Genomic DNA, 13,357 nt, shown 5'->3' on the forward strand with positions numbered 1-13,357 from the left:
TGTCGATCACCGCGCCGATACCCGTGGTCACGCCGCAGCCGATGTAGCAGATCTTGTCGAAGGGCGCGTCCTCGCGGACCTTCGCGACCGCGATCTCGGGCAGGACGGTGAAGTTCGAGAAGGTCGAGCAGCCCATATAGTGGAACACGGTTTCAATTGACCGGCCGACCGGCTCGCAGCGAAAGCGGCTCGTGCCGTCCGGCATCAAGCCCTGGCCCTGCGTCGACCGGATCGCCGTGCAGAGATTGGTGCGCCGCGAGAGGCAGCTTTTGCAGTTGCGGCATTCCGGCGTGTAGAGCGGGATGACGTGGTCGCCGGGCCGGACCGAGAGGACACCCGCGCCGACCTCGCGCACGATGCCCGCGCCTTCATGGCCGAGGATCGCCGGGAACTTGCCCTCGGAATCCAGGCCGGACAACGTGTAGGCATCGGTATGGCAGATGCCGGTCGCCATCACCTCGACGAGGACTTCGCCCGCTTTCGGGCCGTCGATCTCGATCGTCTCGATCGTGAGCGGCTTTCCGGCCTCCCAGGCGACGGCCGCGCGCGACTTCATGCTGCTCTCCGACTTCGAACCGCGCCTGTATCCGCGCGGACGCGCCAGCGATCAAGACGGATGACGTGACCGACGATGGGGCGGCACCCGGCCGCCCGTCGAGCCGTCAGCGAGCGACGGCGACGCCCGTGAGCACCGGTGAGGCGACGGTGCTGACCAGGGTCAGGAACTTCTGCAGCTCGGCGCCCGAGGCATTCGCCACGTAGAGCACGTCCTTGTCGCGCATGCGGAAGCTGCGGGCGAGGAAGTAGCTCTTCGTGTCGCGCAGGCTCAGCCGGTAGACGACCGGGATGAGCTGCTCGCGCCGGTCGATGGGACGGCCCGGAGAGATCGCCGCCACCGTCGTCGGCGGCTCGAAGCGCAGCAGGAAGACGCCGTCGGGGTCCGACTTCGAGTCGATGAGGCCGCCAGCCTTCGCGACGGCTTCCTCGAGCGACAGCGTGATGCGGCCGAAGGTCACGACCGTGTTCTGCCCGACGGCCCCGAAGGTCGTGAAGGTCTGCGGCTCCCGTACCAGGGTCAGGACGTCGCCGCCGCGCAGGAAAACGTTCTCCTGGGGCGTATCCAGGATGGTCTCCATCGGCACGGTCGCCGTGGTGCGACCGCGCGTCAGCCGGACGAAAGTCTCGTGAATGGCCCCGCGAACGCCGCCGGCCGCCGCCACGGCGTCGAGGACGCGGTCGCCGCGCGTGCTCAGCGGAACGCGGGCGCCGTTCGTGACCTCGCCCGTGATGGTGACGCTGTTCGAGATGTTGCGCGAGACGGTGACCAGCACCTGCGGCTCGATCGCCTTGCCGACCAGGCGCTGCAGGATCGTCTGCTCGACGTCGGGCGGAGACTGGCCGGCCACGACGATGCGTCCGGCATAGGGAACCGTGATCGCGCCGTCCCGGGCCACGACCTGTTCGGGAATGAGGGCCGACCGGGAGCCCGTCGTGATCGGACCGGTCGCGGGCGACGAGAACAATCCGCCGGCCGCGGCTTCCCAGATCGTGACGCGGACCTCGTCGCCGACGCCGATCTTGTTCTCCGGCGGCGGACGGTAATCGCCGAACCGCGCTCGCAGGGAGGGGCCGGGCAGGCGCGACAGGATCGAGACCGTCCGCTCGTCCACGTCGGTCACGACGTAGCGGCGCTCGAACTCGTTGTCCCCGTTCTTGAGGACCTCTTCCGTCATCGGTCCGGTGGTCGGCAGGCTCGAGCAGCCAGCGCTTCCCAGAAGGGCCGCGAGGATTCCAAGACCGAGGGTGGCGTTACGAGAGAATTCCACTACGCACCATGCTGAACGCGTCGGGAGGCATGCCACCGATGCGGCGGGCGTGATAGCCCCGACGCGGTCGCGCAGCGATTCCTCGAGACCCTGTCGCCTGCGCGACACACCCGCTCGGGGCGGCAGCCAGGCGCGCGTGACCTCAACAAAAGCGCAGGGATCGACGAAGGAAGCCTTAAGCCTACCCGTACGGTCGTGCCGGTCAGAGACGGTCGAGAACGTCGTCGGCTATCGCGAAATGGTGATCCCAGCTTGGCGCGGCGAAGCTGGTCCGGCGCGGCTCTTCCAGTCGGGCTGCAGCGGTGGCCAGGATCAGGTCGCGCCAGCCCGTCCCGTCCAGCGGATCCAGGAGGGTCGCGGCTCCGGAGGCGATTTCGCGATGGGCCGGAATGTCCGAGGCGATCACGGGCGTGCCGAGGCTCAGCGCCTCGACAACCGGGATGCCGTAGCCTTCCGCGAAGGACGGCATCAGCAGGGCGCGGGCCCCGGCCATCAATTCCGCCAGGCCCGAGGTCGGCAGCCCGGGCGCCTCGATGACATGGGGCCGGATGGCGGCGCAGCGATCAAGAAGGTCGCGCGCCGCCTCCGCTTCCCAGCCGCGCCGGCCGACGAGGACCAGCGCCGGCGTTTCGGGCCCGAGCGACGCGGCGAGGTCGCGCCAGATCTGGAGCAGGAGGAGATGGTTCTTGCGTGCCTCGATCGTCCCGCACACGACGAAATAGGGCCGGCGCCGTCCTGCGCGGGGCCGCATTCCTGGCGCGAAGGCGGCTTCGACCCCGAGCGGCGCCGCCCTGACGGGCACGATCGGAAGTCCCTCTTCCGCGCAGTGGCGACGGAAGCGGTCGGCCACGTCCTCGGAATTGACGATCACGGCCGCGGCCCGGCCGGCGATGGCGGACATGCGGCGCCGGTGGCGCTCGGCCTCGCCGGGAACGCCGTATTCCGGAAAGTCGATCGGGATCAGGTCGTGGACGAAGAAGACGGCCCGGATATCCGGGCGTCCGCCGAGCCAGCTCAAATAGTCGGGTCGATCCAGCCGGATGTGCGAGGTGTGAAGGTAGATCGCGTTCCGCGGGGCCTCGGTGGCGCGCCGCCACGCTGCCCCGCGCAGCGAGCGCAGCATGCGTCCCGCCGCGGGCGGGAGCGAACGGCTCGTCTCCGTCTCGGTCGGGGCGAGGGGTGGCGGCTCGGCGGGCTCGGCCTCGAGCCAGGCATGGACCCGCGCGAGCGCCGCACCATCCGCCGCGCTCGCGCCGCCGCCGCGCCAGCGCTCGGCCAGCATCCCGACCGTGGTGGCGGCCTCTCCGGCGGGCATGATCCGGACACCGAAGGGCGTTCCGGCCAGCGCCAGGTTCTGGCCCGCCCCCGGCCGCACATGCTCGGCATAGGCGATGTCGACGCGGTCGATGCCGGTCGGGGCCTTGTGCGCGATCCTGGTCAGGAGCCGGGTCGCATCGAACAGGATGGGGCGTCTCGCCATGGCGTGGGGTTGCCACGTCGGTGCCCTGCCGTAAATCGCGGCCAACGTCGTGGGCGGGGCTGGCGCGCTGCCGTTACGCGACCCCGTCAGGCCCTCTCACCGTCATTCCGGGGCTCGCCGAAGCGAGAGCCCGGACCCATAAAGGCTGGCGTTGCAAGCACATCCACCTTCGTCGGCACGTCGGGACCCGCGTGTTTATGGGTTCCGGGCTCGCCTGCGGCGCCCCGGAATGACGGGGGAGAGGTTCCGTGCAGAATCCCCTCCATGTTGCGGCAGCGGCCGCGGGCCGGCACAACGCCCGGATGAGCTTTCGACCAGTCCGGATCGTGATCACCGGCGCCTCCCGCGGGATCGGGGCGGCCCTGGCCGAGAACTATGCCGGTCCGGGCGTGAGCCTGGCCCTGATCGGCCGGCACGCGGAGGGGCTGGAGGGGATAGCCGCAGGCTGCCGGGCCCGGGGTGCGGCGGTCGAGACGATCCTGCTTGACGTCCGCCAGCGCGAGGCGCTGGCCCAAAGACTTCTCGGCCTGGACGACGCCGCGCCGGTCGACCTCGTCGTTGCCAATGCCGGCGTGGCATTGCCGACCGGCAATGGGGCCGTGGACCTGACTGTGTATGGCGAGATCGACGTGAACCTCGTCGGCGCGCTGAACACGATCCTGCCGCTCGCGCCCCGGATGGCGGCGCGGGGCCGAGGCCAGATCGCCCTGATGAGCTCGCTCGCGGCCTTCGCGCCGCTGCCGAGTTCGCCCGGTTACGGCGCCACCAAGGCCGCGCTCCTCGTCTACGGCCTCGCCTTGCGCGAGCGCCTGCGGGGTGCGGGGGTGCGGGTCAGCGTGATCTGCCCGGGCTATATCGATACGGAGATGGGGGAGCGCTACCGCGGCTGGCGGCCGCTCCACATGTCGGCCGGGGATGCTGCGCGTCGCATCCGGCGCGGCCTCGAACGGGACCGGGGCGTCATCGCCTTCCCGAGGCGTCTTGCCCTGGTCGCCCGGCTCGCCCCGCTGGTTCCGGAAAGGCTGCGCCGCATCGGGCTCGGCGCCTTCCGGTTCCGGCTCGACCCGACGGAAGGCTGAGCGCTCTCAGACGAGGACCGCGACGGCCTCGTCCAGCGCGGCCTGCCAGGGGCGTGGTTCGATGCCGAAATCGGCCCGGATCCGATCGGTCGCGAGGCGCGAATTGGCCGGCCGCCGCGCCGGTGTCGGGTAGTCCGCCGTCGTGATCGGGACGACGCGGCAGGACGGGCCACCCCGGCGCGCGGACGCCTCGAAGATCGCGGCCGCGAAATCGGCCCAGCTCGCCTCGCCGGCATTGACGAAATGATAGGTGCCGGTCGGCGCCGTTTCGTCCCGGGCCAGCCGCAGCACCATGTTCTGGAGCGCGTTCGCGAGGTCGCCCGCGAAGGTCGGGCAGCCGAACTGGTCGGCCACGACCCGGAGCTCGTCCCGGTCGGCCGCGAGCCGCAGCATGGTCCGCAGGAAGTTTGCCCGGTGGGGCGAGACCACCCAGGCGGTCCGGACGATGGCGTGGCGGGGATTGGCCGTCCTGACCGCCTGTTCGCCGCCCTCCTTCGAGGCCCCGTAGATCCCGACCGGCCCGACCGGGTCGTCCTCGCGGTAGAACCCGTCCTTGGTGCCGGCGAAGACGTAGTCGGTCGAGACATGCACGATCGGGATGCCGGCCCGGGCCGCGCCGTGCGCCAGGATCGCGGGCGCGAGCGCGTTCGCGGCCCAGGCCTGGCCGACCTCGCTCTCGGCCTTGTCGACGGCCGTATAGGCCCCGGACGAGATGATCGCGGACCAGGGTCGTGCGTCGACCGCTCGCTGGACGGAGGCGGGGTCGCCGAGGTCGAGCTCTGACCGCGCCGGGGCGTGAAGGCGGATGCCGTCCGGCCAGCCGAGCTGCTGGAGCGAGATGCCGACCTGTCCGGTCCCGCCGGTGAGGAGGATGTCCATCGGCGCTCAGCCGGCCTGTTTCAGGCCGAGGCGCTCGCCGCCATACTGGCCGGCCTGGATGGCGCGCCACCACGGCTCGTTCGCGAGATACCAGCCGACGGTCTTCCGCAGGCCGGTGTCGAAACTCTCCTGCGGAACCCAGCCGAGCTCGCCTTCGAGTTTCGAGGCGTCGATGGCATAGCGGAGGTCATGTCCCGGCCGGTCCGCCACGAAGGCGATCCCATCCGTGTAAGGCCGTCCGTCAGCACGCGGCCGCAACTCGTCCAGGATCGCGCAGATGGCCCGCACGACCTCGAGGTTCGTGCGCTCGGCCCGCCCGCCGACATTGTAGGTCTCGCCGGGCCGGCCTGCCTCGAAGACCCGCCGGATGGCCCGGACATGGTCCTCGACGAAGAGCCAGTCGCGGACATTGTCGCCGCGCCCGTAGACCGGAAGCGGCTCGCCGGCGAGCGCCTTCAGGATCATCAGCGGCACGAGCTTTTCGGGAAAGTGATAGGGCCCGTAATTGTTCGAGCAGTTGGTGACGAGGGTGGGCAGGCCGTAAGTGTGGTGCCAAGCCCGCACGATGTGGTCCGACCCGGCCTTCGAGGCCGAATAGGGCGAGCGCGGATCGTAGGGCGTCTCCTCGGTGAAGAAGCCGTCCGGTCCGAGCGAGCCGAAGACCTCGTCGGTCGAGACATGGTGGAAGCGGAAGCGCTCGCGCCGGGCCGGCTCCAGTCCCTTCCAATGCTGCGTCGCGGCGCGCAGCATCCGGTAGGTGCCGACGATATTCGTCTCGATGAAGGCGTCGGGCCCGTCGATCGAGCGGTCGACATGGCTCTCGGCCGCGAGATGCACGACGATGTCGGGGTCGAAACGGGCGAAGATCGCAGCAATGGCTGGGCCGTCGCAGATATCCGCCTGCACGAACTCATAGGTCGGCGCATCGGCAATGGGCTCCACCGAGGAGAGCGAGCCAGCATAGGTCAGCTTGTCGAGATTCAGGACCCGGTAGTCGCTCTCCGCCCCGAGGTGGCGGACGAGAGCGGAGCCGATGAAACCGGCGCCGCCGGTGACGAGAACGCGCGCGTTCAGGGAAGCCTCCCGCTCAGCCGAGATCGGGGGAGCGGCTCCCCGTCATAGGGGAAGGGACTGTCGAAATCGGCGAGCGCCGGGAGGCGGCGGTCCTTGTCGGACAGGACGGCGCCGCCGGGCGGCAAGGGCCAATCGATTCCGGCGCTGTCCCAGCGGATGCCACCGTCGCATTCGGGCGCGTAATAGTCCGTCACCTTATAGACGACCTCGCAATCCGGCTCGAGCGTCACGAAGGCGTGGGCGAAGCCGACCGGGACCCAGAGCTGCCACCCGTTCGCGGCCGTGAGCTCGGCCGAGACGTGCCGGCCGTAGGTCGGCGACCCGCGCCGCACGTCGACCGCGTAATCCATGATCCGCCCCGTCGTGCAGCGGACGAGCTTGCCCTGGCCGTGCGGCGGAACCTGGAAATGCAGACCCCGCAGGGTGCCGACGGGCCGGGACAGCGAATGGTTGTCCTGCACGAACGCGTCCGCGATCCCGAGCGCGGCCATGGCGCGATGGCTGTAGGTCTCGGAGAACCAGCCGCGCTCGTCCGCGAATCGGCGTGGCTTGATGAGGGTGACGCGGCTCATGGAGGTCCTGCGAGGCGGCGCTGGGTCTTAGCCGAACGAGGCCGTCCGGCCAATCCGCTGCCCGGGCTCAATGCTGCGGCGAGACCGCGATGCGCCTGAGATACTGGCCGTACTCGTTCCGCAGGCTCGAGGCGACCTCGAGCAGGTTGTCGGTCGAGATATAGCCCTGCCGCCAGGCGACCTCCTCCGGGCAGGCGATCTTGAGGCCCTGGCGATGCTCGATCGCCCGAACGAAAGCGCCGGCCTCGTGCATGGCGTCGACCGTGCCGGTGTCGAGCCAGGCCGTGCCGCGGGGCAGGATCTCGACATGCAGCTTGCGGCGTTCGAGGTAATGGGCGTTCACGGAGGTGATCTCGACCTCGCCGCGAGGTGAGGGCTTCACCGCTCGTGCGATCTCGACGACATCCTCGTCGTAGAAATAGAGGCCGGTCACGGCGAGGTCGCTCTTCGGGATCTCCGGCTTCTCCTCGATCGAGAGCGCGGTGCCTTGGCGGTCGACCTCGACGACGCCGAAGGCCCTCGCATCGGCGACCGGGTAGGCGAAGACGACGGCACCGCTCTTCAGCGCAGCCGCCCGCTCGAGCTGGCTCGTGAGGCCTGCCCCATAGAAGACGTTGTCGCCGAGTGCGAGGGCGCAGGGCCGGCCCGCGACAAAACTCTCTCCGATCAGGAAGGCCTGGGCGAGGCCCTTCGGCTCGGGCTGTTCCGCGTATTCGATCTGGATGCCCCACTGCGCGCCAGACCCGAGCAGCTCGCGAAACAACGGCAGATGAGCAGGCGTCGAGATGACCAGGATCTCCCGGATCCCGGCCAGCATCAGCGTCGTCAGGGGATAGTAGATCAGCGGCTTGTCGAAGATCGGCAGAAGCTGCTTCGAGACGGCGCGGGTGACCGGATAAAGCCTGGACCCGAGGCCTCCGGCCAGAATGATGCCCTTCTCGACCATGATCTCCTGCCGTGACCGCGACCGCCGCTTCTTCCACACTCACTCCAGACCGGCAAGCGCGGGTCGATCAGGGCCCGAGCAGCACCCGCGGTAGCCAGAGCACCGTGTCCGGCCACGCGGTGATGATGAGGAGCACCGCGACCCCGGCCGCGAAGAACGGCCCGAGTTCCTTCACCTCCTCCTCGATCTTGATGCCTGCGAAATTGGCGCAGATGTAGAGCAGGATGCCGACCGGCGGCGTGAGCAGGCCGAGGCAGAGATTGAACACCATCACGAGCCCGAAATGGACGAGGTCGATCCCGACCGCGGAGACCACCGGCACGAGGACCGGGATCAGGATCAGCATCGCGGGCAACGGCTCCATGAAGATGCCGATGACGAGAAGCAGGACGTTGATCAGCATCAGGATGGTGAGGGGGTCGCTCGACACGGCCGCGATCGCGGAGGCGAGCTGACGGGTGAGGCCCGAGACGGCGAGAAGCCAGCCGAATCCGGACGAGAGCGCGATGATGAACATGACGAGCGCGGTATCGAGCGCCGTCTGGACGAGGATCGGCCAGAGATCCGAGACCTTGAGCTGCCGGTAGACGAAGAAGCCGACGAGAAGGGCGTACATGACGGCGACCGTGGCGCTCTCCGTCACGGTCACGACGCCGCCGACCACGCCGAACAGGATAATGACCGGCATCAGGAGGGCCGGGATCGCCGGGACGGCAAGGCCCGGAAGTTCGCGCAGGGGCACGGCGCGCGTGGTCGGGTAGTTGCGCTTCACCGAGAGGATGTAGGCGGCCACCATCAGGGCGAGTCCGAGCAGGACACCGGGGATGATGCCCCCGATGAAGAGGGCGATGATCGACACGCCCTTGCCGACAGAAAGGCCGTAGATCACGAGCGGGATCGAAGGCGGAATGATCGGCCCGTTGACGCAGGCCGACGCCATCAGGGCCGCCGCGAAGCCCGGGCTGTATCCCTGCCGCTTCATCGCCGGGATCAGCACCTTGCCGAGCGCCGAGGCATCGGCCGCGGCCGAGCCCGACAGCCCGGAGAAGATCATGGCGGCCGTGACTGACGTCAGCGCGAGGCCGCCCCGGAACCGGCCGACCATGGCCATCGCGAGATCGATGATCCGGTGGGTGATGCCGCCGACATTCATCAGGTTGCCGGCCAGGATAAAGAACGGGATGGCGAGAAGCGCGTAGCTGTCCGCTCCGACGAGCGTGCGCTGCGCCATCAGGCTCATCGGCAGCGAGCCCTGCCACCAGATCGCGGCCACGACCGAAAGACCCATCGCGAAGGCGATCGGGACGGAGATCAGGACGAGCAGGAAAAAGCCGCCGATGAGGATCGTGCTCATGCGCCCTCCTCAGAAGTCGCCCGCGATGCCGGTCGGCTCGCGTTTCGTCGGATCGAGGATCTTCTCGACGAAGTAGAGCATCATCATCGCGCATGAGACCGGCGCGGAGAAATAGTACCAAGCCGGCGTAATATCGAGCGCACCGGTGGTGTTCGGCAGAACGTCGATGGTCAATTTCAGGCTGTAGATGAACAGGATGACGATGAAGGTGAGGTTGAGGAGTTCGATCACCCAATAGGATGCGGTCTTGAAACGACTCGGAAGCATGCCGACGAACATGTCGACCGCGATGTGGAGTTGCTGGCGATAGAGGATCGCGGCCCCGACGAAGGTGATCCAGATGAAGAGCATGTTCGAGACTTGCTCGATCCAGGCGATCGGCGCGTTCAGGAAATAGCGCCACCAGATCGCCGCCAGCGTGATGAGCACGATGGCAGCCATGGCGGTGCCGACCACCACCTTGCCGGCCTCGGTGACGAGGTCGCACAGGCGAAGGAACGAGCCGACCCGCGGACCGGGCTCGGCCGATCTGTCGCCTGTCGTCGGAGGGGCAGGCGGCCCGGCGAAACCGGGCCGGAATTGGGGGCCCGTGCTCACCCGACCTGCGCGAAGCGCTCGACCCACTTCTTGCCGGCGGGGAATTCGTCGACGAGCTTCTTCACCGAGGCCGCGAAGGCGCCCTTGTCGACTTCGGAGATGACGATCTTCTTGGCCTTGATCTTCTCGAGAATCTCCTTGTCGTCGGCCACGACCTTGGGGCGGAGCTCGGCCTCGCTGTCGCGCGCCGCCTGATCGACGGCCGCCTTCAACTCGGGCGTGAGCCGCTGGTAGGCCGCCTCCGACATGACGAGGCAATTGTCCTGCATCATGTGCTCGGTCATCGACAGATGCGTGTTGGCGTCGAAGATGCCCGAATTCCAGGTCAGGGCGATCGGATTCTCCTGGCCGTCGATGATGCTGGACTTCAGCGCCGCGAACACCTCCGGGAAGGGGAGGGGCGTCGGCGAGGCGCCGAACAGCTCGAAGGTGCGGCGCCAGAGCGCCGTCTCCGGAACCCGGATCTTCAGCCCCTTCATGTCGGCCGGGGTCTTGACGACCTTGTTGCAGCTGAGCTGCCGCGGCATGCGCGGGATCGCGGCGATGGGCCGGAGCTTCGCCACGGCAGCGACGTCCTTGATGTATTCGTCCCGCACCGTGTCCCAGACGCGGTCCTTATGCGGCACGTCCTTGAACAGGTAGGGGTGCGTCCAGACCTCGGCCGGACGGTACCAGCCGGCCAGGATGCCCTGGCCGGGGGTCGCCATGTGGACGGCACCCTGCAGCATGGCCTCGATATGCTCGCGCTCGCCGCCGAGCGCGCCGCCGTGGTGGTTGGTGAGCGTGATCTGGCCCTTCGACAATTCGCCGACACGCTTGGCGAAGAAGTCGATCGATTGGGCGATGAAATCCGTCGGCGCGACCGCCGTCGCCCCGATCCAGCTCATCTTCTGGGCCCGGACGAGGGATGGCATCGCGACGAGCGTGCCTGCCCCGGCGGCGGCGCCCAAGGCATGCCGACGCGTCAGTCCGCCGCTTCGCTGATCTGTCATGTTCCACTCCCGTTCGTCATGTCCGGCCCGTTCGGGCTCTGCATTAAAAAGTCCCGCGTTTCCTCACGCCTAGGCGTTCGGGCGCGCGAAGGCGGCCTCCATCTCGCGCCGCGTCCGGACGGCGAGGTCGTTCTCGTCGAACTCGACATCGTCCCACAGCAGGCGCTGACCCTCGGCGATGTCGCGCTTCAGCTTGACGTTGTGCGAGAGCCCGAGCGGCAGGTAGCCGTGTTCCAGCGAGGCCTCGGCAGGGGTCTGCTTGCCCCAGACGCAGAAGCCGCCTTCGCCGTCCAGCATCTCGCCGGCCTTGAGGCCCCGTTTCGCGGTCGCGACCACGTCGGAGTTGAAGCAGATCGGCGCGCCGGTCGCCTCCTTTCGGAGCGCGGCGGAGGCGACCGAGATGCCGAGTTCGAGCCCGATCATGTGGATCGGCCGGTACAGGGCCGCATACTGGCCGGTCTTGTCCGGCAGCATCGAATATTCGACGAAGCAGCGCCGCGAATAGTCGTTGTCCTGCGTCGCCTCGAAGACGACGTAGGTGCCCATGACGAGGTTGTGCGGCACGTCGGAGCCGTCGCGGTTCAGCGAGGATGTCACCTCGGTCACCCCGGAGCGCTCCAGAACGCCGCCGGCGCTCTTCGGCTTGCAGATCTCGGCCACGTCGAAACGGGAAGCCGGCGGGAAGCTCAGCCCTTCGGTTTGCGAATGCAGGCCCGTGGCGTTGCAGATCGCGGTCATCTCGATGCCGGACTTGGTGCCGTCGACGAAGGAGTTGAACATCTTCGGGTTGATCGAGGCGCGGTCCTCGTCACGGAACTTCATGTAGCGGTCGAGAATGCTCCAGACGGTGTCCGGCGTGGATTGATGATAGGTCGGGTGGTATCGCGTGCCCTTCCCGGCCGAGACGATCCGGAAGCCGGCGGCTTTCGCCCAATCCACATGCTCGCAGACGAGGGCGGGCTGGTCGCCCCAGGCGAGGGAATAGACCACCCCAGCGGCCTCGGCCTTGCGGGCGAGGATGGGTCCGGCGAGCGCATCGGCTTCGACATTGACCATGACGATATGCTTGCCGTTGTCGATCGCGGCCATGCAGAGCCGGATCCCGGTCCGCGGGTCGCCGGTCGCCTCCACGATCACCTCGATCGCCGGATGGGCGATCATCGCCTCGGTGTCGTTCGTCAGGAAGGTGCGGCCGCTCTTCACGGCGTCGTCGAGCGAGGTCGCGGCCGATTGCTCGTCGGGCCAGGAGGCCATGCGGAGCTGCGACTTCGCACGCTCGACATTCAGGTCGGCGATGGCGACGACATGCATGCCGTCCGTGGTCCGGGCCTGAGCCAGGAACATCGTCCCGAACTTACCGGCGCCGACGACTCCGACCGTCACCGGACGCCCGTCGGCCTGCCGCTTCAGCAGCATCTTATGAAGATTCACTCTGGCCTCGTTCTGCGTTTCGTCCCGCCCGGATCGGACCACGTTTGCCACGGGCCTTCAAGCGCGATTGTCCGACAACGGGCCAGTACGGCGTGCCTCGGCTCGAGTCGGCGGAAGACGACCGAGACGCTACCGCCTGAGCCGCTCGAGTCTCGTCGCGAGATCCGCGTTGACGGCGCCCGGTGGGATCTCTCCCGCAACCAGGGCCTTGACCTGGGCGACGGTGTCGAAGGCTTGGTGCTCGATCGCGGCCGTGGTCAGGCCCGCGGTATGAGGCGTCGCGATCACGTCAGCGCGGCGGGCGAGGGCCAGAGACGGACGCTGGTCCGGCGCGCGGCCGACATCCATCGCGGCGCCGGCGATGCGGCGCTCGTCCAGCGCCCGCTCGAGAGCGTCCTCATCGACGAGGTTGCCGCGCGACAGGTTCAGGAAAAAGGCGTCCGGTTTCATCTGCCCGAAGGCCGCCTCGTCGAACAGGTTCTCGGTCGCCTCGCTCGCGACCACGAGGCAGACGACGAAGTCGGACTGGGCAAGGAGGGCCGCCATCTCGACCTGTTCGACACCGGCCTCCTGCACCCTCGTGAAAGGATCGCTTGCCAGAACCCGCATGCCGAGCGCCACGCCGAGCGGCGCGAGTTCCCGGGCGATGGCGCCGTAACCGACGAGGCCCAGCGTCGAGCCCTTGAGCTGGCGGCCACGACGGACCGAAGCATCCCGGCCGCTCCGATATTCCACCACCGAATCGGAGATGTTGCGGGCGAGGTCGATCATGTAGCCGATCGCCATCTCGGCGACGGACACGGTGAAGCCGGGCGTCGCTCGCGTGCACAGGATGCCGAACCGGCTCGCCGTCTCGACCTCGACATTCCGGATGTCGACGGCGCAGCGCAGGAAGGCGACGAGGTCCGGCGCCTGTTCGAAGAAGCCGCCGAAGCCGGGCGTCTGCCGGTCCGAGACCACGATGGCGCAACCGGCCGCATGTTCGGCGAGGCCGGCTGCGTCGAGGACGCGTCCGGTCGGGTTCAGCCGCACCTCCGCGATCTCCTGCAGCGCCCTGACGGCGCGGGCGCCGTAATAATGCTCCAGCATCTCGGGGTCGTGCGTCAGGAAGACGGTCGGCATCGGGG

General features: G+C 68.4%; 13 protein-coding genes. 1 reads left to right on the forward strand and 12 read right to left on the reverse strand.

Going from position 1 to position 13,357, the window contains the following annotated elements; genetic code table 11:
* The 3 genes from ACFE87_RS14470 to ACFE87_RS14480 form a co-directional block, all read right to left on the reverse strand.
* Positions 1-556, reverse strand: a 556-nt coding sequence (locus tag ACFE87_RS14470) for an alcohol dehydrogenase catalytic domain-containing protein (RefSeq protein WP_375460351.1), incomplete at its 3' end; no start/stop codon positions are given.
* Between the two features lie 106 nt (positions 557-662).
* Positions 663-1,733 (reverse strand): polysaccharide biosynthesis/export family protein, encoded by a 1,071-nt coding sequence (locus ACFE87_RS14475; protein ID WP_375460352.1) that lies wholly within the window; start codon positions 1,731-1,733, stop codon positions 663-665.
* Positions 1,734-2,028: 295 nt separating this feature from the next.
* On the reverse strand, positions 2,029-3,306 hold the full coding sequence (locus ACFE87_RS14480) for a glycosyltransferase family 4 protein (protein ID WP_375460353.1): 1,278 nt from the start codon (positions 3,304-3,306) through the stop codon (positions 2,029-2,031).
* Between the two features lie 302 nt (positions 3,307-3,608).
* On the opposite strand from ACFE87_RS14480, the gene ACFE87_RS14485 reads away from it, so the two are divergent.
* A complete protein-coding gene (locus ACFE87_RS14485) occupies positions 3,609-4,385 on the forward strand; it encodes an SDR family NAD(P)-dependent oxidoreductase (protein WP_375460398.1) in 777 nt (258 codons plus the stop codon).
* A 6-nt stretch (positions 4,386-4,391) separates the two neighbouring features.
* On the opposite strand, the gene rfbD is transcribed toward ACFE87_RS14485, so the two are convergent.
* The 9 genes from rfbD to ACFE87_RS14530 all read right to left on the reverse strand — a co-directional run bounded on the left by rfbD (position 4,392) and on the right by ACFE87_RS14530 (position 13,352).
* Positions 4,392-5,264 carry a dTDP-4-dehydrorhamnose reductase gene (rfbD, locus tag ACFE87_RS14490; RefSeq protein ID WP_375460354.1) on the reverse strand — a complete coding sequence of 291 codons (873 nt, stop codon included), beginning with the start codon at positions 5,262-5,264 and terminating at the stop codon, positions 4,392-4,394.
* A gap of 6 nt (positions 5,265-5,270) precedes the next feature.
* Positions 5,271-6,338: a dTDP-glucose 4,6-dehydratase gene (gene rfbB, locus ACFE87_RS14495; protein WP_375460399.1), complete on the reverse strand. Its 1,068-nt coding sequence runs from the start codon at positions 6,336-6,338 to the stop codon at positions 5,271-5,273.
* A complete protein-coding gene (rfbC, locus tag ACFE87_RS14500; RefSeq protein WP_375460355.1) occupies positions 6,335-6,910 on the reverse strand; it encodes a dTDP-4-dehydrorhamnose 3,5-epimerase in 576 nt (191 codons plus the stop codon). Before rfbC ends, rfbB begins: the two co-directional genes overlap by 4 nt.
* Positions 6,911-6,977: 67 nt before the next feature.
* Positions 6,978-7,856: a glucose-1-phosphate thymidylyltransferase RfbA gene (rfbA, locus tag ACFE87_RS14505; RefSeq protein WP_375460356.1), complete on the reverse strand. Its 879-nt coding sequence runs from the start codon at positions 7,854-7,856 to the stop codon at positions 6,978-6,980.
* 67 nt (positions 7,857-7,923) lie between these two features.
* Complete coding sequence (locus ACFE87_RS14510) at positions 7,924-9,210, reverse strand: TRAP transporter large permease (protein ID WP_375460357.1); 1,287 nt, start codon at positions 9,208-9,210, stop codon at positions 7,924-7,926.
* 9 nt (positions 9,211-9,219) lie between these two features.
* Positions 9,220-9,807, reverse strand: a complete 588-nt coding sequence (locus ACFE87_RS14515; protein WP_375460358.1) for a TRAP transporter small permease — start codon at positions 9,805-9,807, stop codon at positions 9,220-9,222.
* A complete protein-coding gene (locus ACFE87_RS14520; protein ID WP_375460359.1) occupies positions 9,804-10,799 on the reverse strand; it encodes a TRAP transporter substrate-binding protein in 996 nt (331 codons plus the stop codon). The genes ACFE87_RS14515 and ACFE87_RS14520 overlap by 4 nt, the downstream gene beginning before the upstream one ends.
* A gap of 69 nt (positions 10,800-10,868) precedes the next feature.
* Positions 10,869-12,230 carry an NAD(P)H-dependent oxidoreductase gene (locus tag ACFE87_RS14525; protein ID WP_375460360.1) on the reverse strand — a complete coding sequence of 454 codons (1,362 nt, stop codon included), beginning with the start codon at positions 12,228-12,230 and terminating at the stop codon, positions 10,869-10,871.
* Between the two features lie 129 nt (positions 12,231-12,359).
* Positions 12,360-13,352 (reverse strand): NAD(P)-dependent oxidoreductase, encoded by a 993-nt coding sequence (locus tag ACFE87_RS14530; RefSeq protein ID WP_375460361.1) that lies wholly within the window; start codon positions 13,350-13,352, stop codon positions 12,360-12,362.
* Positions 13,353-13,357: the final 5 nt, after the last annotated feature.

The sequence above is a fragment of the uncultured Enterovirga sp. genome (assembly GCF_964242715.1).
Classification (GTDB): domain Bacteria; phylum Pseudomonadota; class Alphaproteobacteria; order Rhizobiales; family Beijerinckiaceae; genus Enterovirga.